A 23,276-nucleotide genomic window follows, 5' to 3' on the forward strand; every position below is an offset into this window, starting at 1 on the left:
CCAGGCGGCGTCGGTCTGCATCGCGGCGAACGCGTCCGATGCCGTCGGCGATCGGGCGCCGCGAACGGCGTAGCCGCTCTTCCGAGACGGACGCGATCGAAGGAGAAGGCGCGATCGCGACGGCCGATTACTTCGCCGTCGCCTGAACCAGATCGTAGAACTCGTCGTCCGTCAGCTGGCCGTTCGCGTACTTGACGATCCACTTCGTGTAGACGGAGAACGAGACCACGTGATTGCCGTCGGTATCGACGACCGAGAAGCGGACGACCTTGATCTCGGCTTTGAACCGATCCAGATCGTAGGTCACCTTATCCATGTCGTGCCCGAGCGAGTCGAGCTCGTTGCGGAGTTTCTCAGTATCAGTCGTCTTCGTCGTCGCGGTGACGTGGACTTCGTCGCCGTCGCGCTTGACGCTGTCGACGCTCACCAGATCGCTTTTCATCGAGAGGTCGCCGGAGTCGAAGCCGGGAACGTCATCGAAATCGGCGCCCTTGTTGGAGTCGGTACCGTCGTTGCTGTCACCATCACTGCCGTCGTCGCCATTCTGACCGGAGTCAGTGCCGTCGGCGTCCGAGTTGGACCCGTCATCCGCGTTGTTGGGGTCATCGTCGCCGGTGTCGGAACTGGAACAGCCGGCGAGTACGGTTGCGAGGGCGGCTCCGGAGCCAAGGAGGAGTTTTCGTCGCTCCATGGTCCAGACATCCCTAGACGGTGTGATTAGTAATGAGTTCGTACCAGTCCCCACCCGTGACCCTCCCGACCACCCTACTGTCCCGTTACCCGGAACACCGGTAACATCTCTCATACCCCGCGTATTCGGCGTTTGGACTGACAGGATCGATCGGACCCGCTGTCAACGACCCTGATCGTCTCGATACGACGGTAGTCACCCCGTTCGAACGAACGTCGGGTAGATCACACGACTCGGCGTCTCCAGGCCGCACCTATGGGAACGGTAGGGGTTGACAATAGACGTTTCAACCGGGGATCAGGTACCGCTTTCGAGAGCAGCCGTCGCCTCGATCAGTGATCGGTCTCGGCTTCCGTGATCGCGCTGGACACGTCGTCGTGTGCGGCTTCCCGCTTCCCCTCGTCGGCCGATCGATCCGTTGGGCGGTCGTCGGTACGAGCCGTCGATCGGTCCGACTGGGACTCGGTGGCCGACGGCGCGGGATTCCGCGCCGTCGGCGGCCGGCCGGGAGCCTCGATTCCGGCTACGTCGCCTGCGAGGCGCCGGTACGCGAGGGCGGCGGGGCCGTCGGGGTCGTGGACGACGAGCGGCGTCCCGGCGTAGACGCTCTCGCGAGCCGCCGGGTCCTCGGGGATCGTTCCCAACAGCTGAAGGTCGAGCCGCGCAGCGAGTTCCTCGTAGGAGACGTCCGTGTCCGGTCGCGTCCGGGTGACGACGAGGCCGGCGACCTCGCCGCCGGCGCGGCCGGTCAGTTCGAGGGTCTTCTTGGCGTCGTGGACCGCCGCGGGCTCCGGTGTCGAGACGAGAACGACGGCGTCGGCGAGGCCAAGCGGGAGAACGGTTTCGTGACTGACGCCGGCACCGACGTCGAGGATCACGTAGTCGTAGGTCGATCGAAGTTCGGCGACGACGTCCCGGAGTCCTTCGGGGGACGTGTCGGCGTACGCGTCGAGGTCCGTCCCGCTCGGGACCGCGACGATGTTGTCCGTTAGCTGGTACGTCGCGTCGTCGATCGACGCGTCGCCGGCCAGCACATCGTGGAGCGTCGTCGAATCGGGGCGCAGGCTGACGAACCCGGCGAGATTCGCCATGCCGAGATCGGCATCCACGAGCGCAACCCGCTCGCCCGCCTGTGCGAGCGCCGTCCCGAGATTCACCGTCGTCGTCGTTTTCCCGACGCCGCCTTTTCCGCTGGCGATAGCGTAGACCGTCTCTTGAGACATACTGGAGTACTGTCCGGACTGTGGAACGGCAACACCTTAAATCGTAACCACACCTCGCGGGGGAAACGGCCCCCGGCGATCGGCTCGCGGTGGCACGCTACACGGTGTGTCAAAGGATACTTACCCGCAGCACTGTTTTGTACGGCCAATGAGCCAGGAGGGCGAGCAGGAGCAATCCGACCGGAAAAAATACGAGTTCCGGAAGGTCATCGAGGACCTCAAGCAGTACGAGGGCTCCGGTACGCAGCTAGTCTCGATCTACGTTCCCGACGATCGCCAGATCAGCGACGTCGTTCAACACGTCACGCAGGAACACAGCGAAGCCGCCAACATCAAGTCCAAACAGACCCGGACGGCCGTCCAAGACGCGCTGACGAGCATCAAAGATCGACTTCGATACTACGACACCTATCCGCCGGAAAACGGGATCGTGCTGTTTTCCGGCGCCGTCGACTCGGGCGGCGGCCAGACCGAGATGGTGACGCAGGTACTCGAGAGTCCGCCCCAGCCGGTCGAGTCGTTTCGCTACCACTGCGATTCGGATTTCCTCACCGAACCCTTAGAGGAGATGCTGGCGGACAAGGGGCTGTACGGCCTGATCGTCCTCGACCGGCGCGAGGCCAACGTCGGCTGGCTGAAGGGCAAACGCATCGAACCCGTCAAGTCAGCCTCCTCGCTCGTCCCCGGCAAGCAGCGCAAGGGTGGACAGTCGGCCCAGCGGTTCGCCCGCCTGCGGCTCGAAGCGATCGACAACTTCTACCAGGAGGTCGCGGGGATGGCCAACGACCTGTTCGTCCCGAAGCGCCACGAACTCGACGGCGTTCTCGTCGGCGGTCCCTCGCCCACCAAAGACGAGTTCCTCGACGGCGACTACCTCCACCACGAAATCCAGGATAAAGTCCTCGGCAAGTTCGACGTCGCCTACACCGACGAGTCCGGCCTGAAAGACCTCGTCGACAACGCCGAAGACGCGCTGGCCGACGCCGAGGTGATGAAGGACAAGAAGGTGATGGAGGAGTTCTTCGAGGAACTCAACGCCGGCGACCTCGCCACCTACGGCTTCGAGCAGACCCGACGGAACCTCGTGATGGGCGCGGTCGATCGGCTCCTTATCAGCGAGGACCTTCGGCGGGACGTCGTCACCTACGACTGTCCGGAGTGCGGCAACACCGATCGCGAGGTGATCGATCGGCGGAAGTCGACGCCGGCCCACGACTGCACCGAATGCGGCACGACGGTCGAGGCCACCGAGGAGGATCGCGAGGACGCGATCGATCACCTCATCGAAATCGCCGAACAGCGGGGCACGGAAACCAAGTTCATTTCGACCGACTTCGAGAAGGGCGAACAACTGTACAACGCGTTCGGCGGATTTGCGGGCATTCTGCGGTACAGTACCGGCGTCTAAACCGACGCCACGCGCTCGTCCCGGGGACGCAATCGCGCGACCGAGCCACCTTCATACCGCTCGATCCACCCTGCGACGATCGTCCTCACGAGTCCGGAAGCGAAATCGTCGCGAATCCGGAACTCACACGTCGCGAACACGGGAGGCTACGTCAGCCGACCGGAACGATATCGATCGGCGTCACGACGAGCTGCACCGTTCCGATCCACACCGCTTCGCACCGTTCCAATTCGGCCGATTTCGCGCCGAACGGGTTCCCGTCCGACAGGGTGTGGCCGCGGCCGACGAGATCGCGTCTGGGGCCGGCCGTTCGGAACCTCTCGGCGATCTGTCTCGACATCGGCGGAGTTTTATTCGATCGGCAATTGGTATTGGCATAGGGTCGATGTCTTCGCCAAGTCCCACACTGGACGTCCTCGAGACGGTTGCCCGCAGAGAGCCGCTCCTCTCGAGCCTCGCGGAGCAGCCCCGCGACAAGCGAGACCTCGTCGACCACCTCGACTGTTCCCGATCGACGATCGACCGGGCAGTCCGCGAGCTCGAGTGGCTCGAATTCGTCGACCGAACGGACGGCACCTATCGGCTGACCGCCGCGGGACGGCTGGCGCTCGCGGAACATCGCCGCAGCGCCGCCGTCTTCGAATCGATCGAAACGCGCAGTCACCTGCTGGGGCACATGCCGCCCGATGCGCCGATGTCGGCGGCCATGCTTGAGGGCTCCGAGGCGACGGAGCCGCCGTCGCACGCGCCGAACGAACCCCTCCAGGAACTCACCTGCTACCTCGATCGGGCCGACCGGGTGCGAGCGATCGCCGGGGCGGAGCGGATTCCACAGCTCCGCCGGCGGTTGTACGATCGGACGGTCAACGGCGACCTCGATGCGGAGCTGCTCATGACCGACGATCTCGCCGAGTTCATCGTGGCCGAGTATCCCGAACAGGTACACGACCTCGCCGTCGCCGGCGCGGTCGACTTCTACGTCGTCGACTCGCTCCCCTACGAACTCACGATCTTCGAGTTACCGACCGGCTCGCAGGTGTTCCTGTTCGCCATCCAGGAGACGGATATCAAGGCGGTTCTCACGAACGATTCGCAGGCCGCTCTCGAGTGGGCCACCGGCGTGTACCGCCGGTTCCGCACCTCCGCGAAGAAGCTGTCACCGCCGGAATGACCGCCGACCGCTGACCGTCAATCGGCGGATCTCACACCGGGCGCGGGTGGCGATCGCAGTCCGCGCCGCGGAGCGTCGAGCCCGTGCCGCGGACGCTCAGAGCGTTCCCCGAAGGTAGACGGCGTCGTCGGTGATCTCCTCGATGCTCCCCTCGTCGAGTGGATGCGCCCGTTCAGATGCGCTTCCCCAGCCGAGTTTCGCCTTGATTGTATCCGCGAGACCCGGATCGGGATCGACGTAGCCCCGCCCCTCTTCGACCGCGACGAGCAACCCGACCTCCGTGCCGTCGGTGTTCAGGACTCGTTTCCCTTCGTCGGCTCTCGTGATCCGTTCTCGCGTCATACTATCCCCGGGTCGGCGGGAGGCTATCGGTCGAGTCGGCGCAGACGTCCGCATCCGGTCGGCGATCGAACCGTCGCGACCGGTCTGCCGAATGAAGGGACGTAGACGCAATAAACGGCCGAAATCGTTTTCATCGGGCAGGATACCCTTTCCGCGCGTTCGTTTGCTAATCTGCGATTGGGACCGGAAACGGCGGACCGACGTGACGACAATCCGACCCTGCGACGACACAACAGAAGGGTTATGACGGTAGTCGCGTATTACACCTCGATCAATGGCCGAGTCCGCCGCCGTCCCCGCGTCGATCGACGATCCGCGCGTTACGCCCCGATTCTATCGGTGCGTCCCCGGACACGCCGACCGCGACGTCCACCTCCTCGGCGTCGTCCACGACCACCCCGCCAGTATCGCCCGCGTCGAGCGCGTCCTCGAAACGATCGACCCGGACGTGCTCGCGCTCGAGTTACCCGCCGCCGCGCTGCCGCTGTACCGCGCCTACGCGGACGGTGGTGACGCCGGCCCGCCCCGCTTCGGTGGCGAGATGAGCGCCGCGATCCGCGCGGCGCCCGACGCCGATGTCGTCGGTATTGACGCGCCAAACTGGTCGTTCCTTCGACGGCTCGTCGCCCGACTGGTCGCCGATCGCGTCTCTCCGTCGACCGCACGGCGAGTCATCTCGAGCGTCGGCGGCGCCACGCGGTCGGCGCTGACCTGTCGCATCGCGGCGACCCTCACGCACGCGACCTCGATGACCATCGCCTGCGACGATCCGATCGAGTACGGCTGTACGCGCGCCGATCCGCCGGCCGAGCAAGCGGCCCACGAGCGGTCCCACGTCGCCGGCGTCCAGGCGCTGCTCCGGAGCGTCGACACCGACAGGAGCGCGCTGGCCTACCGGGACAAAACGCGCGAACGCTGCATGGTCGACCGCCTCGAATCGGCGCGCTCGACCGGCGACGTCGTCGCGGTCGTCGGCGTCGATCACCTGGAGGCGCTCGCGACGGCGCTGGCCGACTAACCTGCGACTACCGGAACGAGATCGCGAACCGAACGCTCACCGGCGAGCGGGCGGTTCGATCAGGATTTCGCCGTCGCCGCTGACCGTGACGTAGTGGCCGTCGATCACGAACGAGAGGGTGCCTCCGGCGCGAGGCGTGCCGTCGTATCGGGGACGAAAGAGCCCGTCGAGCGCGTCGGGATCGACGGTATCGTACAGCGAGATACGGCTGTCCGTCACGTCGACGCCCGTGCAGTCGGCCAGCGCGTGGATGATAGTCGTACTCAGCGTCGCGGGCCCCTCGGGATCGTGAACGGCGCGATACACGGGTGGAGAGCGAGACCGCGATGCGGGGGGAGTGGAGTCGTACATACCTGTTCGTCTTCCTCGACCACTCGGCGCTTGGAGACCAAAAGCGTAATCATCGATTACTTGCCAGAACGTCGCGTTAGCCCGCCCCTTCGGTTCGGAAATCGGAACCGTCTCGATCGCCGCCCGATCGCATCGCGGTCGGCGAAACGCGATCGACGCCCGGACGGATCGCCGCGGCCGATCGCGGGCCGCGTTACTGTCGGAGCGCCGAGACGCAGTTCCAGCAGTAGGTGAACGTCTGGTCGGCCGCGTTCCGAACGCCGCAGTGTGGGCAGCGGATCGTTTCGCCCTCGAGTTCGAGGGCGCTCGCCCGACCCTCGGGTTCGACGTCGCGAGCGTCGTCGGTCGCGCGGGGATACCGATCGGGGCCGGGCGAGGAGTACGAACTCGCGCGGTCGGGATCGGCGAACGACGGCGGACTCGGGCTTTCGCCGTCCTCGCGACGGACGTACACGTAGTAGAGTACCACGTGAAGCAGGGCGAACAGCACCACGTATCCGATGAGCCAACCCCAGAGCTCCATCACCGTGCGATACGTTCTCAACGCACTTGGATATTCACTGTCTCATCGCTCGGTGACAGTCACGGCGGCGTATCGGTCGACGGAACCGGAGATGGACGCGTAACGATAGCAGGGGGACAGAGACCGCAGCCAGCTACCCGGACGCGGAGGCGGACGATCGATTCACCGGTGGACGGGGTCGGTCGCCGATCGAGTCGGCGGGACGAGCGGCGGACTAATCGGTGCGCCGGTGAGGGGGTTCCAGATCGCGCTCGAACTCGTCGAACGCCTCGAACTCGGCCGGGAGTTCGTACTCGATTCGGCGCTCTTCCTGGCGGTTGACGCCGGCCTCGTCGACGGGCGTCGCGACGCCCTCCCAGCCGGGTTTGATCTTGGCGCTCTTGGCGGGCATTCCGACGGCGATGTGGTGGGCGGGGATGTCGTGTTGGACGACTCCGCGCGCGCCGACGATCGCGTTCTCGCCGACCCTGTTGCCCGCGCGGACCATCGAGTCGTAGGTGAGTCGGACGTCGTCCTCGACGATCGTGTGGTAGTTGCGGACCTCGGTCTGATCGACGACGTCGTGATCGTGGCTGTAGATGTGGACGCCGTCGGAGATCGAAACCCGGTTACCGATGGTCAGTTTCCCGCGGTCGTCCAGGTGGACGTCGTCGTGAATGATCGTGTTATCGCCGACGGAGATGTTGTGGCCGTACGTGAAGGTGATTCCCTTGAAGAACCGGCAGCCCTTGCCGCACTCCTCGAAGAGGTGGCCCGCGAGCATCCGGCGGAATCGGAGGGCGAACTCGACGTTGTCCGCGATCGGCAGGCTGTCGAACTGCCGCCAGAGCCACTGGAGGTGCTTCGATCGGCGGAATCGATCCTCGTCCTTCTCGGCGTAGTACTCGCTTTCGAGGGTGGTGTTGCAGGGGTCGTAACTCTGGAGGCGAACCTGCTCTGCGGGGGAGACCTGCTCGCCCGCCCGCCACCGCTCGTACGCCTCCCGGTCGCCGGAGAGGTCGATCAGAACGTCCTCGACGACGGAACAAGTGTCCTCGTCGCCGGAGAGTCGCTCGTCGACCTCGTCGATGAACTCGCGCATGCCTGCTTCCGCTTCGGCGGGAAGCGAGACGTACCGCTTTGTCATATCCCGAGGTATTACTGCCGGCATTGATAGTGGTTCGGTTGTGCGTTCAGTTTGTCGGTCGTCACTCACGTCCGCATTCCTCCGCAAGGGGTACCGTGTAACGTACGTTGCAGATAGCCTTGAGGTGGCGTCAAAATCGCGTCCTCGCTTCGTTCGGCGGACGGGTTCTCTCCGGGAAATCGCTCGAGAACGCTTACTCGAGCGCCCTCTCCGTGATGTCGGAGTCGATCTCGTCATCGGATCGGGCGCGTCCCCCTCGTTCGGGTCCCGGTGTCGGATCGACCAATCGGGCGACCTTTCGGTCGAACTCGTCTTCGTCGAGTTCCCCGTCGACGTACTGTTGTTTCAGTCGGTCGAGCGAATCGGCAGGTTCGGAGAACGCTAATTCCGGCTCGTCGATCCCCAGGATTTCGTTGCCGACGATGGGTAGCAACGGGACGAGTAACAGCCACCCGACGACGAATACGGCGACCGCCGCCTGCAGACTCACGAACAGTCCGGTGAGGAGGCCGAGCGGCAGCGTCAGGACTGCTACGAGCGCAGTGGTCAACCCGACCGGATCGTTATGTCTCATGTCACGTCTTCCGTGGCACGGGACCAAAATATTTCGCGATAGGATCGATACTCGGGGTACTCGAGGGATCCGCGGTTCCAAACGAAGCGCCGATCCGCCAAGGCCGAGTTCCGCACGCAATAAGTCCCCTCAATACGAACCCTTGAGCATGCACTACCAGCAACTCGGCGATTCCGACGTCGAGGTCAGCGAGATCGGCTTCGGCGCCTGGGTCGTCGGCACCGACTGGTGGGGAGATCGGAGCGAGGACGACGCGATCGAGATGATCCACCACGCCCTCGATCGCGGGATCACCTACTTCGACACGGGCGACGTCTACGGCCACGGCCGCAGCGAGGAGTTGATCGGCCGAGCCCTCGCGGACCGACGCGATGAGGTCACGATCGCGACCAAGGTCGGCTACGACTTCTACAACAACCCGCAGGCCGGCCACGGCGAACTCCCGAAGGAGATCGAACCCGACTACGTCCGGGACGCCGTCGAGGGGAGCCGCGATCGCCTCGGCGTGGAGACGATCGACGTCCTCCAACTTCACAACGCGAACGTCGAAGAAATCACCCCCGACGTGCTCGAGGTGCTCGACGAACTCGAAGAGGAAGGGATGATCCGCGCGCGCGGGCTCGCGCTCGGGCCGTCGATCGGCTGGCTCGCCGAGGGCGACCTGGCGATCGAAGAGGAGTTCGACTCCCTGCAACTCGTCTGGAACGTGCTCGAACAGGAGGTCGGCAACCACTTCCTGGAGACGATCGACGGGACGGGATCGCAGACCAGCCTCATCCCCCGCGTGCCACACTCCTCGGGTATCCTGAACGAGCAGGTGACGCCCGAAACCGAACTCGACGCGGGCGACCACCGCGGGTTCCGCCCCGACGAGTGGTACGAGACCGGCTGGGAGAAACTCGAGAAACTGCGGTTCTTAGAGCGGGACGGCGAGCGAACGATGGGCCAGGCCTCGATCGCGTGGTTGCTCTCGCACGAGCCGGTCGCGACCGTAACGCCGACGTTCCGCACCGCGGACGATATCGACGAGTGGGCGGCCGCCAGCGACGTGCCCAAACTCTCCGACGAGGAACTAACTCGCGTGGAAGAGCTGTACGAGACGAACTTCGACATCGACCGCGACGACGGGATGGACTCGCTGCGATCGTCGGTCGGCGGCACGGATATCGAGTCCGCCGGCCTGGACAAACTCGCCGCGGACTGAGTCTTTGGGCGATCGATTCTCCGGCCGCTGCGGTTCGCCCCTTCTCGACGATCGGCGCTTATTGCGGGATCCGGAGCGCACGATCGCGACCAGACCCGATACCTGACCGAGCCGCGCGAGCACGGCGGCGCCCGTCCCGGTGACGATCGGGATCGCCAGGTGTGCGAGCAGGAGCAAGGAGAGGAGCGGAATCGCGAACCTCCGGCGACCGGGGCCGCCGCTCGCGTTCACGTCACTGGAATCGGCGGAGCGGCGATTCCTATTCGCCGGCCGTCAGCCACTCCTCCCACGTCACCGAGCCGACGGTCCGATCGGGACAGAGCGCGGCCCCCGATCGGAACGCGGCGGCGGTCGATCCGGGGAGCGGGAGGCGGACGATCGGCCGTCTCGACCCCGTCGCGTCGCGGTAAGCACGCGCGAGATCCCCCACGGTTCGCGCCGCTGGACCGCCGACGTCGGGGACCCGCCCCCCTGGTTCGGGTGTCGCGCGCTCGACGATCGCGTCCGCGGCCTCGCCCACGTCGATCGGTTGCAGCCGAAACTCGGTCGGGAGCGGCCAGATCGGCAGGCGCGAGACCGCCTCGAGCAGGTCGAAGACGAACGGGTGAAACTGCGTCGCGCGGACGATCGTCGACGGGACCGCGCTCCCCTCGACGGATCGCTCGGCGGCCAGTTTGTGCTCGTAGTACGAGAGCGGGATCTCGTCCACGCCGACGATCGAGACGTAGACGACGTTCGAGACGTCGGCCTCGGCGGCCGCGTCGAGGAGCCGTTCGGTTCCGCGAATGTCGACCGCCTCGCTGTCGCCGCGAGGAGCGGACGCCGCGTGAACGACGACGTCGACGCCTTCGACGGCCGATCGGAGTCCGGTCCCGTCGAGCAGATCGAGTTCGACCCAGTCGACGTCGGCGGCGTCGCTGCGGTCGGCGGCGCCACCAGCGGTGGGCGGCGATCGACTCGCCGCGCGAACCTCGTGTCCTGCCTCGCGCAACCGGGATCGAAGCGCCCGCCCGAGCGTTCCGGTTGCGCCCGTAAGCAGCGTTCGGTGCGTTCCGTTCATCACGGGGCAGTTGTGATCGGATCGCCGAATACGCGCTGCCGGATCCGTCCGTGGGGTTTATAGTATCGCCCTCGACTGACCAGATATGAAACACGTCCGGCTCACCCTGGATGCGGGTGGCCGCGAAGACGAGATCCACCCGATGTACGACCTGCTGGTCAACGCACCGTACGTCGATCGGGCGACCGCGATGCACTGGAACTTCACCGGGGAGGAACTCGGGATCATGCACTACGTCGAGGGGGATCGCAAGGCGTTCCGGGGCCGAATCGAGGCGATCGAACCGGTCCGCTCGTACGAACTCGTCCCCGCCGGCGACGCGGCCTTCTACGCCTACATCAGGGACGCGACCACGGAACCGCTCAGAGACGTGTTCGAACTCGCCGATCGCGCGCCGGCGCTCGTGATCCCGCCCGTTGAGTACGCGGACGGGACGGTGTCGTACTCGATCGTCGGGCCGCCGGCGGAGATTCAGACCGCGATCGACGGACTCCCGGAGCCGATCGCGGTGACGGTTACCGAGATCGGCGGGATCGAGGCGGCGCCCGGCGTCGCCGACTCGCTGCTCTCCGAACGCCAGCGCGACGCGATCGAGGCCGCCCTGGCGCTCGGCTACTACGAACTCCCGCGAAGCGCGAGCCACAAACAGGTCGCGAACGCGATCGGCTGTGCTCCGAGTACGGCCGCCGAACACATTCGAAAGGCCGAGTCCAAACTGCTACGGTCGATCGTCGGAAGCGAGTGACGACGAGACAACCGCGCCGGGGCTGGCGTACGGGGTTATTGTGACGGGGCGCATTCGCGAGGCTTCGGGGGACGCGCATCGACGGGACTCGTCCTCCACGAGTGTAGAGACAGTATTATACGGTGTTCTTCCCCAGTTGAGTGTACTTTCCGCAGGGACGTGAGACACGAATGATGGTATCGACGCAGTTGGAACGGATCGGACAGGTCACGAGCAAGTACTTCGTCGTCTGGGTGCTGGCCTTCTCCGGGATCGCGCTCTACGCGCCCGGCGCGTTCACGCCGATCGCCGACTACATTTCGCCGCTGCTGGGCGTCATCATGCTCGGTATGGGCCTGACGCTGACGCCCGACGACTTCCGGCGGATCGTCGAGCGGCCGCGGGATGTCTTCATCGGTGCGACGGCCCAGTGGCTCGTGATGCCCCTGGCCGCGTACGCCCTGGTCGTCGCGCTCGCGCTTCCCTGGGAGGTCGGCCTCGGCTTGATCCTCGTTGGCGCGGCGCCGGGCGGCACCGCCTCGAACGTGATGACGTACCTCGGTCGGGGCGACGTCGCGCTGTCGGTGACGATCACGTCGCTGACGACGATCGCCGCCCCGATCGTGATGCCGGCGTGGGCCGTCCTGCTGGCCGGCGAGTCGATCGCGGTCACGTTCGCCGAGATGGCCGAGTCGATCGTCCAGATCGTCCTGGTACCCGTCGTCGCCGGACTGGTCCTTCGGTACGTCCTGGACAGGCGCGCGCCGGCCGTCGCGAAGATGGGGCTGTCGATCTTTCCGGCGATCAGCGTGATCACCATCGTCGCCATCGTCGCGGCGGTGGTGGGGCTGAACGTCGAGAACATCCTCGCCGCGAGCGCGGTCGTCTTCCTCGCCGTCGTCCTGCACAACGGACTCGGCCTGGGGGCCGGCTACGGCGTCGGGCGGCTCGCGGGAATGCCGGAAGACCGCGCCCGGGCGTGCGCGTTCGAGGTGGGACTCCAGAACAGCGGCCTGGCCGTGACGATCGCCGTGGCGTTTTTCGACCCGATCGCCGCGTTGATTCCGGCGCTGTTCAGCGTCTGGCACAACGTGACTGGCCCGGCGCTCGCGACCCTGTTTACCAGAATCGACGGCGCACCGGCCGCCGCGTCCGAACCGGCCGCCGGCGCCGACTGATGGCTTCGACCGGGTCGGCGCCGTTTGCAGCCCTGGTAACTCTTAAGTTTCCTAAAGGAGCTACGGCATATACGCTTTTATCTCGCAACGGAGTGCCACACGATAACATGACCAACGTAACGTACGTCGAGAAGGCCTGCGCATACGTCACGCGCAACTCGGGCGAGTTACTGGTCTTCGAGGGCCCGGGTCACGACGGCTTGCAGATTCCGAAGGGGACGCTCGAACCGGGGGAGTCACCGCGGGACGCGCTGTTCCGGGAGGTGATGGAGGAGAGCGGCCTCGGGACGTTGAACGCGACCCGCCACCTCTCGACCGACGTCTGGACCCGCCGGCGATCGCCGCCCAAACGATACGTCCGCCACTTCTTCCACGCGATGGTCCACGAACCCCGCGATCGGTGGATCCACACCGTCGCCGACGGCGGCGAGGAACACGGCTCCGAGTTCGAACTCTACTGGATCGACCCGACGACCGACCGCCAGTTCGCGCTCGATCTCGACGACTACGTCTCGCTCCTGCCGAGCGCCGATCGGGCCGGCGATACCCCGCAGGCCGCCGACTGACTCCCGCTCAGTCTTCGCCGACGGCGTACCGAAGACGATAGCCCGACCGCACGCGCGAGGGGAACTCGCGGACCGCCGGGTGTCGACGGCGCCTCGGCTCACTTCGAGAGCGCCCGCTTCACGGCCGCGGCGACGGTCGTCGCCTTTTCGGCCAGATCCTCGGCCACCAGTCCGTCGGCGACGGCGTCCTCGAGTTCATCCTCGTCGACGATCGCGACCGACCCGTCCGGGCGCTTGATCACGTCGACGTAGAGGTCGACGTACCGGGCGCAGTCGGGGAACAGTTCGACCGGCGTGCAGACGTTGACGTAGGTTCCCTTGGCGGCGCCGTCCGCGCTCTTGTACGTCGTCGGGTACCACCACCGGCCCTCGCGGAACTTCGTCACGGCGACGTCGCCGTCTTCCTTGGGCACGTCGAGCGCGTCGTAGGTGCCGCCGCCGCGCATCGATCGCTCGACGGTCATCGAACCGTCCGCGTCCCGCGCCGTGACCTCACCGCGGCCGAGCGAGATCAATCGACCGTCGGGTTTGCCGTGGTCGATTTCGAGCCGATCGCCTCGCGCGGGGCCGAACTGGCGGGCGACGGCGTCGAACGGGAAGTCGGCATCGACGGTGGCCCCTCCGTCGGCGGATTCGGTCCCCGCCGACCCGCAGATCGCCTCCGCGAAGTCCACGGCGGCGCTCGCGGCCCGATCGGCCGCCTTGGTCCGGTGGTGGCCCGCCATCGTCGTCTCGACCGCCCGGCGGACGCGGTCCAGCGCGAATCGCGACTCGCGGCCGAACCAGAGCCAGACGGTCCGCTGTGGGGTCGCCAACTCGGCCGGGTCGTCGGGTTCGTCCGGCGCGCCGTCGAGTTCGGCTTCGAGCGATCGGACGCGGTCGACGGCTCGGCCGAGTGCGTCGCCCATCGCCTCGAGATCCGCGTCGGCCGCGCCGTGCTGCCAGCGTAGGCCCCACCCGTCGGGGACGTCGGCCGAGAGGAGGTCGGTCATGCCGACGAGTTCGTCCGCGCGCTCGCCCCGCAGGGCGGCCGAGACGCCGCTGCGATCGCGCGAGAGGGTGCAGAGTCCGTCGCCGACGTCGAGCGTCGGCACGACCCGCGGCCGATCGTCGTCCCACGGCGGCGTCGGCTCGCGGACCTGCACGCGGTACCGGTTCCCGCCGTCGACGTAGCCGTTCACGTCGTCGTACTTGAGATAGCCTCGACGGCCGCCACCGAGGTCGACGACCGCGCCGCCGCCACCGCCGGCGTCGAGCACTTCGGCGTCGTACACCGCGCCCCGGGGAACGTCGGCGTCCCAGGCGAACGCGTCGATCGCGATCGAGCCGAGTTCGTCGACGACGGCCGCGACGGCGTCGGATTCGCCGGAGACCTCGAGACCCTGCCTGTCACGGGTCGTCTCGATCGAGACGAGCGCCGGTGCGGTCGCGAAGGCGTCGTCGAACCGCTCCCGGATCGGTTCGGAGGCCTGGACGACGTCGAGCCCGTTCTCGGTCAGGCGCTGTGTCACTGCGGTCGCGTAGATGCCGCGGACGCGAACGGTCGTCACGCTCGTCCCTCCGTCGATTGGCGACTGACTTCCGCCACGGCGATCACCGGAGCGTCTCCCGATCGGCCGCGAACCGAACCCGATCGTGGATCGTCGGCCCGAGCGTCAGTTCGACGATGTCGTCCCCCAGGATCCGACCGCCCTCGACGTAGACGCCCCACGTGTCGAAGCGGAGCCAGCCGCGCATCTCGTCGGCGTGCGTGGTGAGGTCGAGCGAGTCAACCGTGTGCTCGGGATACTCGTCTCGCGAGTGGGCCATGTCCATGTCGGAGTAGACCGTCTCGCGGCCGTCGAAAAAGGCCTCGAGCGCCGCCGCGTCCTCGGCGACGGCCTCGACGATCGCCTCGGAGGCGGCCCGCAGGTCGTCGGTATCGAGACCGACGTCGCGAAGCGCCTGCTGCGTGCGCTGATCGAAGTGCATACGGGCGGGTTCGGACGGGAGGGCTTTGTGGATTCCGAGTTCGCCGCGTCGGTCAGTCGACGGTCGATCGGTTGGCGATCCGTCGTCACCGGCCGATCGGCGTTAGTCGTCGGCGGGACTCTCGGCCGTTTCGGAGGAACCGACGGCGGTCGGTGTCGTCTCTCGCGACTCCGCGGAGACGCCGTTCTCGACATCGTCCGCGTCGGCGTCGTCCGATGTGGGCGGTGCGGTGTAGAGGATTCCGCGGCTTCGGCTGTACATGATTGTCGGCTATCGCGTCCGTGGTAGGATAAGCATCCCCCTTATACAGATCACGAGAGTCAATATCATACTAGGTCGACCGCGCCGAACGCTTACCGGTTAGGCCATCGTACCGGTCGGCATGCAGCGCAGGCGCGACCCGGTAGACAGAGCGAGCGACGGATCGACCGATCTGTACGACGTCTCGACGTGGGAGCCCAGATCGATCGTCGATCTGCTCGCGTACACGATCTACAACGGCATCAGCTACGGGTTTCGCGCGATCGTCCTCGCGGTGGCGCTCGGGATCACGCTCGCCCTGCTCGTGCAACCGGCGGTGCTCGTCCTCGACGATCCGTGGCTCGGCGCGTTCTTCGGCCTCTCGATCGTCCCGGCGGCGTTGCTCGCGGCCTTCATCTGGTACACCGACATCACGACGAGCGAGCCGCTCCGCCTGCTCGTCGCGACGTTCGTGCTGGCGGTCCTCTTCGCGACGTTCGCCGCGGTCGTGAACTCGGTGATGGCGCCGTATATCCAGCCGATCGCGATCGTCGGTCCGATCCTCTTTTTCTACCTGATCGTCGGTCCGGTCGAGGAGACGGTGAAACTCCTCGCGGTTCGCGTGTACGCCTACCGCAGCGACTCCTTCGACGCGGTGGTCGACGGAGCAGTCTACGGCGCGGTCGCCGGACTGGGATTCGCCGCGATCGAGAACGCGATCTACATCGCGGGAACGGTGTCGGAGGCGCAGGTCGGGATCGTCTCCGCCGCGACCGGCATCGCGACCGTCCGGGCGCTCGTCGGCCCCGGCCACGTGATCTACTCCGCGATCGCGGGCTACTACCTCGGCCTGGCGAAGTTCAACCGGGAGTACGCCGGTCCGCTCGTGGTCAAGGGGCTGCTCGTGGCGTCGTTCGTCCACGCGACGTACAACACCACCGTCGGGATCGTTCCCGGCCTGATCGCCAGCGCCGTCCCGATCGGTCCCGGACTCGCGTTCATCGCCTACGTGGTCGTCTACGACGCCGCGATCGGCTACTATCTCTACCGGAAAATCGCCCGGTACCGCCGGGCCTACCGCGCGGCCAGGGACGACACGGGCGAGCCGCCGGAGTCGGAACTGACCGAATTCGAGCCCTCGCAGCGCTGATCGGGCCGTACGGGAACCGAGCAGTTCGACTTCGGCCGCTGTGCCGTCTCGCGCGCGGTTGCAGGCAGCACAGGCTTGCGGCGAACCGGCGGAGTGGCGCTCATGTGCGCGACGTTTTCGAGCGGCGACGTCGAGAAGCGGGTCGAAAACGCCAACGGCGAGGAAATCGGGGTTATCACGGCGATCGAAGGGAAGGCCGACGTCGCCCGGGTCGAACCGCGATCAGACGTGATGGATTCGACCAGGGCCGCCTTGGGCTGGAGCGGTACCCATGAGGACACCATTACGATTCACGCGGACGCCGTCGACGAAATATCGAGCCAGGCCGTCCGCCTCCGGGCGGAATCGATGATAGAAACCGACGCGTCGACGGACGCGTCCCCGGACTCGACTGCGGACGTGGAAAGCGACGATCCCGATCCGCGGAACAAACGCGAGGCCGAGGGACCGACGGTCGTCGAATCGACGAGCGAAACGGCCGACGCGGAGCCGTCGCCGGCCGATCCCGCGGGGACGAGCGACCTCGACGAGCGAGACGCGGATCGATCCGGAGACTCCGACGCGGACGAGTCCGATGGCGCTGACCCCGACGAAGCCGACGAGTTCGAACCGTTCGACGCCGCCGAGGCGACGACCGCGGCCGAGGAACCCGAACCGATCGGCGAGCCGGCGATCGATTCCGCGGGGAGCGGTCCGGGCGGCGGCGAGCGCGATTCGACGGCCGTCCCGGACGCCACTGACGACGTGAAAGTGTCGGAGGCGTCGGAGACCAGCGAACCCGAAGAGCTGAACCTCGCCGACGAACTGAACATCGGGATCGACGCCGACTCGCTCGAGGACGTCGGCGGCTCGGACGACGATCGGGAGTCCGACCGCGCGGCCGCGAGCGGCGATCGGGACCTGACGGACGATGTGAGCCGGGGCGTCGACGTCGAAGCCGCGGTCGACGACCCCGGCGCCGAGGCGGGCGACGACGCGAACGACATCGAATCGATGGATCTGGCCGACGCGCTGGACCGCGGCGCCGATCTCGAGTCGGTCGCGGAGGCGGAGGCAGACGAATCGGACGCCTCGAAGACGATGGAGTTGGCGGCCGAACGCGGCGGAAACGAAGAACCGGCGGCGAAGATCGATCCCGGCGTCGACGCCGTTTCGGCCGCGGAACCCGATTCAGAGTCGAAACTGGAGATCGATCCGGAGACGCTCGCCGGCCCGGGAGCCGATCTCGAGTCGGGGACCGAAACGGCGGCCCGCCGGTCGGGTCCGGACGAGAGCACGTCGACTGCGGACGGCGAAGGCCGATCGGAATCCGACCGCGGCCGATCGTCGAGCCGGTCGTCCGAACGGGGCGGCCGATCATCGCCCGTCGATGCCGCGTTCGCCGCCCAGCGGACCGCGATGCGGGCGGCGATCGAGGGACCGCTGCAGGTCCAGCGTCGAACGCTCGAACTCACATCGGCGACAACGCGAAACTACTTCGAGACGGTCGCCGCGATGACGACGCCCGCGGACGACACTCGGGAGGAACGCCAATCCCTCGAAGCCGCCGAGTCGGAACCGAACGGCGAGCGCCGCTCGCGGACGCTCGAGGAACGGCGCGAGCACATTCGAGAGCTACAAGACCGGGTGAACGAACGGCTGGACCGCGGGGACGATCGCATCGCGGACCTCTTCGAGCGGCAGATCGATCTGCTCGAACGGTACCAGCAGCAGCTCGATCGCGACTGATGAGCGACCCCGATCCGATCGACCCGAGCGGGTGCCGGCGGTCGATCGCTCGCTCATTCGAGGTGGGCTTCGAGCAACCGCTCGACGTACTTCGCGAGCACGTCGACCTCGAGGTGGACGGGATCGCCGGGTTCCTTCTCGGAGAGCGTCGTCAGGTCGTACGTCGTCGGGACGATCGCCGCGGTGACGCGGCCGCGTTCCTGATCTAGCTTCGCGACGGTGAGACTGATCCCGTCGAGGGTGATCGACCCCTTCTCGACGACGTACCGATCGTACCCCGCGGGGAGTTCGAACTCGAAGTACCAGTCTTCCTCGACCGACTCGACGTCCGCGACGGTCGCGACCGCGTCGACGTGCCCCTGCACGACGTGGCCGTCGAACCGCCCCGACGCGGGCATCGCTCGCTCCAGGTTCACCGCGTCGCCCGCCGCGAGCTCGCCGAGATACGTCCGATCGACGGTCTCGCTCGCGAGGAAGACCTCGAACCACGCGTCCTCTTCGTATCGTTCGACGGTGAGGCACGCACCGCTGACGCTGACGCTCTGTCCGCGTTCGAGACTCGTCGCGACCTCGTCGGCTCCGATGCGGAGGCGGAGGCCGTCCTCGGTTCGATCGCGCGCGACGATTTCGCCGGTCTCCTCGACGATTCCCGTGAACATACTCGTAGCTGCGAGCGGACGGATAAAGACGTTCCGAATCCGGTACGAGTAACAATTTCGAGATGGATAACCGTCCGGTGACGCGTTCGACAGTCGCCGCGCTTTTGACGAGACTCGTCCTATCGGCGTCCAATGGCAGGCATCATCGACACGGTCAAACTCGCGGGGACCCTCGTGCTGGCACTTCCGGCGGCGCTGGCCGGTCTCGATCTGCTGCTGGTTCGCGGTGAGACGTTCACCGGCGGTGCATTAATCGTCCTCGCCGTTCTGCTCGTCGTCGTCCAGCAGCGGCTCACCACGCCGGGCGACGTGCCCGAACTCGTCGCCAAGCGGCTCTTCGGATCCGTCGTGAAAGAGCCGGAATCCGACACCGAACCGGACGAGTGAAACGGCTCGCCCCGGCGATCGGGCAATTCGAGTTCCGAACCGCGAATTCGGGAGACGAGTGCCGACGCCGATGTTCGAGACGCGTCGCCGCCGATCGCGTAATCTTTCTCCTCGACCGCGTCGAAAAATTCGACCGGCGTTCTCGAAACCATGGCAGCGACACAAACGCATGAAGCGCTTCCGACGTGGATCGGTATCTGTCTCTCCGTTCTCTTAGCCCTGGGTCTCGCCTGGGCCTTCCTGACGGCGAACATCATCGCGTTCGTCGTGATTCTCGTCTCAGTCGGATTGACGGCGTTTACCCTTCACCTGTTCTACCGGCTGGTCCGCGCCGTCGAGCGCATCGCCGAACGGATGTAACGCCGGAGCGATCGGCTCCGAACCGCGGGGCCGTCTCCCGACCCTATTCCGGATACGCCGACGGCGCGATCGATCGCGACGGTGCCGCGAGCCACTCGACCCCGGCGTCAGCCCTCGCGAGCAGGTCCGCGAGTCGGATCCAGCGGTCGGGCGCGAACTCGACGGCGGCCTCGATTCGAACTACCGATCGGGATTCGATCCGGTCGCCCCCATCACGGGGTCGCTCGGCGGATTCGAGGCCGACGCCCGCCACTCGCGTCTCGATCGGACGCTCGCCGAACCCGAAGCCGCGGATTTCGGCTTCGAGATCCGCCTCGACCGCGGTCACGGAGTGGGCGTCGGCCGTGAGCATCGCCCGCGCCGAGCGGAACGCCTGCGTGACGCCGACGTGCGCCCGTCGCTCCTCGCCGCCCTCGCTGTCGACGACGAGGGTCCGGACGAGGCCGCCGTAGTAGCCCGTCGACTCGCGAGGTGCGACGGCGACGACGATCGGCTCTCCGGGTCGAAGCCCCGCGCCGCGATCCGGGAGCGTAACCGCCGTGTTTCGGTCCGGAAAGCCGCCCGCCGCGACGATCGCCTCGTCGATCGTCCGTCGCAGCCGGTCGGCCGTCACCGCTCGTCCGGCGGCCACGAGCCGGCCGTCCTCGACCGTCGCGTCGGCGAGCAGTGCCCCGCCCCGCCGAAGTCCGGCCGCCGCGGCCGACTGGGCCGCCTCGATTCGAGCGCGCTCGTCGCTCATCTTTTTCGATCGCGCGCGCTCGACGGCGTCCGTCGAGGCGAGCGAAAAGCCCGCCCGTTCGAGGTAGAGCGCCGCGTCGTGCGGGATCCGGGCCGGCGTGAGGACGGTCCCCGTTCCGACCCGCTCGGCCAGTTTCGCGGCCAGGTCGTCGGCCGGATGGCCCGACGCGCGGTCGCTCGAAACTGCGTACCACTCGGCACCGTCGAACGCGATCGCGCGGGTATCAGCGGCTCGGGACGCCGAACCGTCGGTGAACGATCGCGAACCGGCGGCGGCCGATCGACAGTACCGGATCGCGGGATCGCGATCGGGACCGGCGTGGGCGAACGCGACCGCGCCGCGGGATTCGAGCGCCGCCGCCAGCGCTTCCGCGAGCGGCGTTCCGTCGCGGCCGGTCACGGCGCTTCGGCTTCGACCTCGTCGGCCGCCGCGTCCGCGGGTTGCTGTGCCTCCTCGATCAGGTCCTCCAGGGACCGATCGGTCAGCCGGTTTCGAAGCAGGACGTCGATCGTGAGCGTCGGCGCGCCGTCGACGAGGTTCTCGAGGAGGACGAGTCGTTCGCGGGCGCGGGACATCCCGACGTAGAAGACCCGGCGCTCGTTGTCCGTGAGGACGGGAACGGGGGAGGTGGTCTTGGTGAACTCCTCGCAGCCCGGGATAGCCTCGGGGTCGTCCACCGTCGCAACCATCTGCTCGACGACCTTCTCGGTGAGGTCGGTCGCGACGAAGACGTGATCGGCCTCGCGACCCTTCGCGGAGTGGATCGTCCCGACGCGGACGCGGTCGGTGTCCATGCCGCTGTACTCGCCGATCGCGAAGTACGATCGGACGCTTTTCTTCTGGAAGTTGGTCACCTTGCGGAGCATGTCCGAGGCCGAGGCGGGACCGGGCATGAACGGGACGTGGTCCTGGACGACCTCGGCCGGCACGGTCAACTCCTCGAGATCCTCGACGCCGGCTTCTTCCTGGAGCTCGTCGATGGCGTCGAAGAACTCGTCGCGCTCGTTCGTCCCGAACGCCGACTCCTGGAGCATGTCCGCGAGACGCCGGGCCTGCAGGCCGTCGATGTCGGCGCCGCGATCGATGGCCTCGACCGCGCGGACGTACTGGGTGAGCCGATCGGTCCACATCCGCTGGTCGGTCAGCGACGTGAAGGGGACGCCCTCGGTGATGAACTCGTCGATGAACTGGAACATCTGGTAGCGGGCACGGAACAGCACCATGATGGTTCCGTCGTCCTCGACGAGGGCGCGTCGAACCATGCGAACGACGTCGAGCATCGACGCGTTCGCGCGGGCCTCGACAGCACCGCCTTCCTTGCGCGGTTTGAGGTCCTTGTCCTGGCGGTGTTCGATGTGGCGGATCTCCTTGTTGACCGCGTTGAGGACGTTCGACGGTAGCCGATAGGAGTTGGGGAGGATGATGTCCTCGTCGACCTCCTCGTCGAGCAGGAGCGCGGGATCGGCGCCCTGCCAGGAGTAGACGACCTGGTCGTCGTCGCCGGCGATCAGGACCCTCTTCATGTGGGGTTTCCACTCCTCGTAGACGTCGTACTGCAGCGTCGTGATGTCCTGGAACTCGTCGATCACGAGGTAGTCGACGCTCGGAAGCAGCGATCGCTGCTTGACGCGCTCTAACATGTCCGCGAAGCCGATCTTGCCCTGCTCGCCCTTGTAGGTGCGCCAGCCGCGGATCGCCTCGGGAACGTCGATGCGGTCGTCGTCGCTGGGCCAGGTCGGCGTATACTTGTTGCCCTCCTGCGCGTTGGGGTCGATCTCGGGCGGGAGTCGGACTTCCTCTTCGTCCCACTGGAAGGGGACGTCGTACCAGTCCGCGACGTCGCGGTTCGTCCGCTGGAGCCACTGACTCGTGGCGATAATCTTGTTTCCGATCGTCGTCGATCGGGCGGTTCGACGGCCGGCGCCGCTGTACTCGTCTTCGAACTCGAGCCCGTACTCCTCGCAGAACTCCTCTTTGTCCTTTTCGCCGATGACGTCGCCCCGAGAGAGATCGAGGAGTTCGTACGCCTTCGCGTGCATCGTACAGACGTTCCCCTGCAGCGCACGCGGACTCTCGTCGAGTCGCTCGGCCAGTCGTTCGCGAACCTCCTGGGCTGCCGCTCGCGTGTACGAGACGACGAGGATATCCCGGAACGTAACGCCCTCTTGTTCGAGGATCTCTTCGACGTGGTCGAGCAACGCGGTCGTCTTCCCGCTGCCCGGACCACCGAACAACCGGGTCACCTTCGTCTCCGTAGTAGCCATTGTACCTGTTCAGGGCCGCAACGCCCATAAGTCACGTGGGTTCGGTCCGATAGAAACGCGTCGGCCGATCGTCGTTCGCGATCGCGAGCGGCCGGAGGTCGATCGACCGTCGATCAGGGGTTGCGCGGCGAGCGGGCGGTTCGCACGTCGGCCCCGTCGCGGATCTTGTCTTCGCAATCCGGACAGACGCGGGGATCGTCGACGCCACGCGGCGTGAAGACGCGTGCATAGGCGCGGGTCACGAACGACCCGCAATTTTGACATTCGGGCATTGGTATCGTCAGTACTACGTTGGGAACAAATACGTTATAATTGTATCGTCTAGTAAGGAATTAAAAACCGTTTCAGAGCGCCACGACGCAGTCACCGCGCTCCGGAGGCGGCTGGATCGACGAACCGAGAGAAGCGATGAGCCGCGGTTACCGCGTTGGTTCCCACCCGCAGACGGTACACGACGTGGCGGACGTGTCGTGAAGTCCGCCGCACTCGGGGCACTGCTTCTTGTTATACTCGTGCTCCCACCCGACTCGCTCTACCGTGTGACCGCGATCCGCGAGGAATTGATCGAGGACATCGTCACCGGCATCGTTGGGTGAGGTTGCCATAGGTGTGTGAAAGC

General features: G+C 66.5%; 28 protein-coding genes. 11 read left to right on the top strand and 17 right to left on the bottom strand.

Annotation, left to right across the window (positions count from 1 at the left end):
* Nucleotides 1-127: 127 nt before the first annotated feature.
* The gene (locus MUH00_RS04735) at nt 128-691 is read right to left on the bottom strand and encodes a DUF8159 domain-containing protein (protein ID WP_247002614.1); all 564 of its coding nucleotides are present in this window, start codon (nt 689-691) and stop codon (nt 128-130) included.
* Nucleotides 692-1,023: 332 nt separating this feature from the next.
* Nucleotides 1,024-1,914, bottom strand: a complete 891-nt coding sequence (gene minD / locus MUH00_RS04740; RefSeq protein ID WP_247002615.1) for a MinD/ParA family ATP-binding protein — start codon at nt 1,912-1,914, stop codon at nt 1,024-1,026.
* Between the two features lie 148 nt (nt 1,915-2,062).
* Between minD and prf1 the strand changes: the two genes are divergently transcribed.
* Complete coding sequence (gene prf1, locus MUH00_RS04745) at nt 2,063-3,322, top strand: peptide chain release factor aRF-1 (protein ID WP_247002616.1); 1,260 nt, start codon at nt 2,063-2,065, stop codon at nt 3,320-3,322.
* Nucleotides 3,323-3,473: 151 nt separating this feature from the next.
* On the opposite strand, the gene MUH00_RS04750 is transcribed toward prf1, so the two are convergent.
* On the bottom strand, nt 3,474-3,662 hold the full coding sequence (locus tag MUH00_RS04750) for a hypothetical protein (protein ID WP_247002617.1): 189 nt from the start codon (nt 3,660-3,662) through the stop codon (nt 3,474-3,476).
* Between the two features lie 45 nt (nt 3,663-3,707).
* Here MUH00_RS04750 and MUH00_RS04755 point away from each other — a divergent pair, with 45 nt between their 5' ends.
* Nucleotides 3,708-4,493, top strand: a complete 786-nt coding sequence (locus tag MUH00_RS04755) for a helix-turn-helix transcriptional regulator (RefSeq protein ID WP_247002618.1) — start codon at nt 3,708-3,710, stop codon at nt 4,491-4,493.
* Between the two features lie 96 nt (nt 4,494-4,589).
* Here the strand turns inward: MUH00_RS04755 and MUH00_RS04760 are convergent, their stop codons facing one another.
* A complete protein-coding gene (locus MUH00_RS04760) occupies nt 4,590-4,835 on the bottom strand; it encodes a PRC-barrel domain containing protein (RefSeq protein WP_247002619.1) in 246 nt (81 codons plus the stop codon).
* Between the two features lie 274 nt (nt 4,836-5,109).
* On the opposite strand from MUH00_RS04760, the gene MUH00_RS04765 reads away from it, so the two are divergent.
* Nucleotides 5,110-5,853 (top strand): hypothetical protein, encoded by a 744-nt coding sequence (locus MUH00_RS04765; protein WP_247002620.1) that lies wholly within the window; start codon nt 5,110-5,112, stop codon nt 5,851-5,853.
* Nucleotides 5,854-5,889: 36 nt separating this feature from the next.
* Here MUH00_RS04765 and MUH00_RS04770 read toward each other — a convergent pair whose 3' ends face one another.
* From MUH00_RS04770 to MUH00_RS04785, 4 genes are all read right to left on the bottom strand, one after another.
* Nucleotides 5,890-6,204: a HalOD1 output domain-containing protein gene (locus tag MUH00_RS04770; protein WP_247002621.1), complete on the bottom strand. Its 315-nt coding sequence runs from the start codon at nt 6,202-6,204 to the stop codon at nt 5,890-5,892.
* 193 nt (nt 6,205-6,397) lie between these two features.
* Entirely contained in the window at nt 6,398-6,727 is a 330-nt protein-coding gene (locus MUH00_RS04775; RefSeq protein ID WP_247002622.1) for a DUF7577 domain-containing protein, read from the bottom strand.
* Between the two features lie 214 nt (nt 6,728-6,941).
* Nucleotides 6,942-7,853, bottom strand: a complete 912-nt coding sequence (locus tag MUH00_RS04780; protein ID WP_247002623.1) for an acyltransferase — start codon at nt 7,851-7,853, stop codon at nt 6,942-6,944.
* A gap of 193 nt (nt 7,854-8,046) precedes the next feature.
* Nucleotides 8,047-8,427: an SHOCT domain-containing protein gene (locus MUH00_RS04785; RefSeq protein ID WP_247002624.1), complete on the bottom strand. Its 381-nt coding sequence runs from the start codon at nt 8,425-8,427 to the stop codon at nt 8,047-8,049.
* Between the two features lie 148 nt (nt 8,428-8,575).
* Here MUH00_RS04785 and MUH00_RS04790 point away from each other — a divergent pair, with 148 nt between their 5' ends.
* Entirely contained in the window at nt 8,576-9,631 is a 1,056-nt protein-coding gene (locus tag MUH00_RS04790) for an aldo/keto reductase (protein ID WP_247002625.1), read from the top strand.
* Nucleotides 9,632-9,890: 259 nt separating this feature from the next.
* Here the strand turns inward: MUH00_RS04790 and MUH00_RS04795 are convergent, their stop codons facing one another.
* Complete coding sequence (locus MUH00_RS04795; RefSeq protein ID WP_247002626.1) at nt 9,891-10,691, bottom strand: SDR family oxidoreductase; 801 nt, start codon at nt 10,689-10,691, stop codon at nt 9,891-9,893.
* 85 nt (nt 10,692-10,776) lie between these two features.
* Between MUH00_RS04795 and MUH00_RS04800 the strand changes: the two genes are divergently transcribed.
* From MUH00_RS04800 to MUH00_RS04810, 3 genes are all read left to right on the top strand, one after another.
* Nucleotides 10,777-11,436 (top strand): helix-turn-helix domain-containing protein, encoded by a 660-nt coding sequence (locus tag MUH00_RS04800; RefSeq protein ID WP_247002627.1) that lies wholly within the window; start codon nt 10,777-10,779, stop codon nt 11,434-11,436.
* A gap of 170 nt (nt 11,437-11,606) precedes the next feature.
* Nucleotides 11,607-12,593 carry a bile acid:sodium symporter family protein gene (locus MUH00_RS04805; protein ID WP_247002628.1) on the top strand — a complete coding sequence of 329 codons (987 nt, stop codon included), beginning with the start codon at nt 11,607-11,609 and terminating at the stop codon, nt 12,591-12,593.
* A 107-nt stretch (nt 12,594-12,700) separates the two neighbouring features.
* On the top strand, nt 12,701-13,159 hold the full coding sequence (locus MUH00_RS04810; protein WP_247002629.1) for an NUDIX hydrolase: 459 nt from the start codon (nt 12,701-12,703) through the stop codon (nt 13,157-13,159).
* 98 nt (nt 13,160-13,257) lie between these two features.
* Here the strand turns inward: MUH00_RS04810 and MUH00_RS04815 are convergent, their stop codons facing one another.
* The 3 genes from MUH00_RS04815 to MUH00_RS04825 form a co-directional block, all read right to left on the bottom strand.
* Nucleotides 13,258-14,709 (bottom strand): ribonuclease FAU-1 family protein, encoded by a 1,452-nt coding sequence (locus MUH00_RS04815; protein ID WP_247002630.1) that lies wholly within the window; start codon nt 14,707-14,709, stop codon nt 13,258-13,260.
* 43 nt (nt 14,710-14,752) lie between these two features.
* Complete coding sequence (locus MUH00_RS04820; RefSeq protein ID WP_247002631.1) at nt 14,753-15,130, bottom strand: DUF7532 family protein; 378 nt, start codon at nt 15,128-15,130, stop codon at nt 14,753-14,755.
* A 102-nt stretch (nt 15,131-15,232) separates the two neighbouring features.
* A complete protein-coding gene (locus MUH00_RS04825; RefSeq protein ID WP_247002632.1) occupies nt 15,233-15,391 on the bottom strand; it encodes a hypothetical protein in 159 nt (52 codons plus the stop codon).
* Nucleotides 15,392-15,512: 121 nt separating this feature from the next.
* Between MUH00_RS04825 and MUH00_RS04830 the strand changes: the two genes are divergently transcribed.
* Complete coding sequence (locus tag MUH00_RS04830; protein ID WP_247002633.1) at nt 15,513-16,520, top strand: PrsW family intramembrane metalloprotease; 1,008 nt, start codon at nt 15,513-15,515, stop codon at nt 16,518-16,520.
* 102 nt (nt 16,521-16,622) lie between these two features.
* Nucleotides 16,623-18,248 (top strand): midas domain-containing protein, encoded by a 1,626-nt coding sequence (locus MUH00_RS04835; protein ID WP_247002634.1) that lies wholly within the window; start codon nt 16,623-16,625, stop codon nt 18,246-18,248.
* Nucleotides 18,249-18,301: 53 nt separating this feature from the next.
* Here MUH00_RS04835 and MUH00_RS04840 read toward each other — a convergent pair whose 3' ends face one another.
* Nucleotides 18,302-18,907: a riboflavin synthase gene (locus MUH00_RS04840; RefSeq protein WP_247002635.1), complete on the bottom strand. Its 606-nt coding sequence runs from the start codon at nt 18,905-18,907 to the stop codon at nt 18,302-18,304.
* 132 nt (nt 18,908-19,039) lie between these two features.
* On the opposite strand from MUH00_RS04840, the gene MUH00_RS04845 reads away from it, so the two are divergent.
* Both MUH00_RS04845 and MUH00_RS04850 read left to right on the top strand, forming a co-directional pair.
* On the top strand, nt 19,040-19,294 hold the full coding sequence (locus MUH00_RS04845) for a DUF7533 family protein (protein WP_247002636.1): 255 nt from the start codon (nt 19,040-19,042) through the stop codon (nt 19,292-19,294).
* Between the two features lie 150 nt (nt 19,295-19,444).
* A complete protein-coding gene (locus MUH00_RS04850; protein ID WP_247002637.1) occupies nt 19,445-19,654 on the top strand; it encodes a DUF8066 domain-containing protein in 210 nt (69 codons plus the stop codon).
* A 43-nt stretch (nt 19,655-19,697) separates the two neighbouring features.
* Here MUH00_RS04850 and MUH00_RS04855 read toward each other — a convergent pair whose 3' ends face one another.
* The 4 genes from MUH00_RS04855 to MUH00_RS04870 form a co-directional block, all read right to left on the bottom strand.
* Entirely contained in the window at nt 19,698-20,792 is a 1,095-nt protein-coding gene (locus MUH00_RS04855) for a M24 family metallopeptidase (RefSeq protein ID WP_247002638.1), read from the bottom strand.
* Nucleotides 20,789-22,657, bottom strand: coding sequence for a UvrD-helicase domain-containing protein (locus MUH00_RS04860; protein ID WP_247002639.1), 1,869 nt, complete (start codon nt 22,655-22,657; stop codon nt 20,789-20,791). Before MUH00_RS04860 ends, MUH00_RS04855 begins: the two co-directional genes overlap by 4 nt.
* Nucleotides 22,658-22,770: 113 nt before the next feature.
* Complete coding sequence (locus MUH00_RS04865; RefSeq protein WP_247002640.1) at nt 22,771-22,929, bottom strand: DUF7563 family protein; 159 nt, start codon at nt 22,927-22,929, stop codon at nt 22,771-22,773.
* Nucleotides 22,930-23,076: 147 nt separating this feature from the next.
* Entirely contained in the window at nt 23,077-23,262 is a 186-nt protein-coding gene (locus MUH00_RS04870; protein ID WP_247002641.1) for an HVO_0416 family zinc finger protein, read from the bottom strand.
* Nucleotides 23,263-23,276: the final 14 nt, after the last annotated feature.

Source organism: Halosolutus gelatinilyticus (assembly GCF_023028105.1).
GTDB lineage: Archaea > Halobacteriota > Halobacteria > Halobacteriales > Natrialbaceae > Halosolutus > Halosolutus gelatinilyticus.

What these genes read in the sequence shown, in the direction of transcription:
- MUH00_RS04785 (WP_247002624.1), bottom strand. Translation starts at nt 8,427, where the DNA reads ATGAGACATAACGATCCGGTCGGGTTGACCACTGCGCTCGTAGCAGTC.
- MUH00_RS04870 (WP_247002641.1), bottom strand. Translation starts at nt 23,262, where the DNA reads ATGGCAACCTCACCCAACGATGCCGGTGACGATGTCCTCGATCAATTC.
- MUH00_RS04765 (WP_247002620.1), top strand. Translation starts at nt 5,110, where the DNA reads ATGGCCGAGTCCGCCGCCGTCCCCGCGTCGATCGACGATCCGCGCGTT.
- MUH00_RS04790 (WP_247002625.1), top strand. Translation starts at nt 8,576, where the DNA reads ATGCACTACCAGCAACTCGGCGATTCCGACGTCGAGGTCAGCGAGATC.
- MUH00_RS04800 (WP_247002627.1), top strand. Translation starts at nt 10,777, where the DNA reads ATGAAACACGTCCGGCTCACCCTGGATGCGGGTGGCCGCGAAGACGAG.
- MUH00_RS04825 (WP_247002632.1), bottom strand. Translation starts at nt 15,391, where the DNA reads ATGTACAGCCGAAGCCGCGGAATCCTCTACACCGCACCGCCCACATCG.
- MUH00_RS04755 (WP_247002618.1), top strand. Translation starts at nt 3,708, where the DNA reads ATGTCTTCGCCAAGTCCCACACTGGACGTCCTCGAGACGGTTGCCCGC.
- MUH00_RS04840 (WP_247002635.1), bottom strand. Translation starts at nt 18,907, where the DNA reads ATGTTCACGGGAATCGTCGAGGAGACCGGCGAAATCGTCGCGCGCGAT.
- MUH00_RS04750 (WP_247002617.1), bottom strand. Translation starts at nt 3,662, where the DNA reads ATGTCGAGACAGATCGCCGAGAGGTTCCGAACGGCCGGCCCCAGACGC.
- MUH00_RS04865 (WP_247002640.1), bottom strand. Translation starts at nt 22,929, where the DNA reads ATGCCCGAATGTCAAAATTGCGGGTCGTTCGTGACCCGCGCCTATGCA.
- minD (WP_247002615.1), bottom strand. Translation starts at nt 1,914, where the DNA reads ATGTCTCAAGAGACGGTCTACGCTATCGCCAGCGGAAAAGGCGGCGTC.
- MUH00_RS04820 (WP_247002631.1), bottom strand. Translation starts at nt 15,130, where the DNA reads ATGCACTTCGATCAGCGCACGCAGCAGGCGCTTCGCGACGTCGGTCTC.
- MUH00_RS04805 (WP_247002628.1), top strand. Translation starts at nt 11,607, where the DNA reads ATGATGGTATCGACGCAGTTGGAACGGATCGGACAGGTCACGAGCAAG.
- MUH00_RS04835 (WP_247002634.1), top strand. Translation starts at nt 16,623, where the DNA reads ATGTGCGCGACGTTTTCGAGCGGCGACGTCGAGAAGCGGGTCGAAAAC.
- MUH00_RS04775 (WP_247002622.1), bottom strand. Translation starts at nt 6,727, where the DNA reads ATGGAGCTCTGGGGTTGGCTCATCGGATACGTGGTGCTGTTCGCCCTG.
- MUH00_RS04810 (WP_247002629.1), top strand. Translation starts at nt 12,701, where the DNA reads ATGACCAACGTAACGTACGTCGAGAAGGCCTGCGCATACGTCACGCGC.
- MUH00_RS04850 (WP_247002637.1), top strand. Translation starts at nt 19,445, where the DNA reads ATGGCAGCGACACAAACGCATGAAGCGCTTCCGACGTGGATCGGTATC.
- MUH00_RS04760 (WP_247002619.1), bottom strand. Translation starts at nt 4,835, where the DNA reads ATGACGCGAGAACGGATCACGAGAGCCGACGAAGGGAAACGAGTCCTG.
- MUH00_RS04845 (WP_247002636.1), top strand. Translation starts at nt 19,040, where the DNA reads ATGGCAGGCATCATCGACACGGTCAAACTCGCGGGGACCCTCGTGCTG.
- MUH00_RS04860 (WP_247002639.1), bottom strand. Translation starts at nt 22,657, where the DNA reads ATGGCTACTACGGAGACGAAGGTGACCCGGTTGTTCGGTGGTCCGGGC.
- prf1 (WP_247002616.1), top strand. Translation starts at nt 2,063, where the DNA reads ATGAGCCAGGAGGGCGAGCAGGAGCAATCCGACCGGAAAAAATACGAG.
- MUH00_RS04830 (WP_247002633.1), top strand. Translation starts at nt 15,513, where the DNA reads ATGCAGCGCAGGCGCGACCCGGTAGACAGAGCGAGCGACGGATCGACC.
- MUH00_RS04795 (WP_247002626.1), bottom strand. Translation starts at nt 10,691, where the DNA reads ATGAACGGAACGCACCGAACGCTGCTTACGGGCGCAACCGGAACGCTC.
- MUH00_RS04735 (WP_247002614.1), bottom strand. Translation starts at nt 691, where the DNA reads ATGGAGCGACGAAAACTCCTCCTTGGCTCCGGAGCCGCCCTCGCAACC.
- MUH00_RS04770 (WP_247002621.1), bottom strand. Translation starts at nt 6,204, where the DNA reads ATGTACGACTCCACTCCCCCCGCATCGCGGTCTCGCTCTCCACCCGTG.
- MUH00_RS04780 (WP_247002623.1), bottom strand. Translation starts at nt 7,853, where the DNA reads ATGACAAAGCGGTACGTCTCGCTTCCCGCCGAAGCGGAAGCAGGCATG.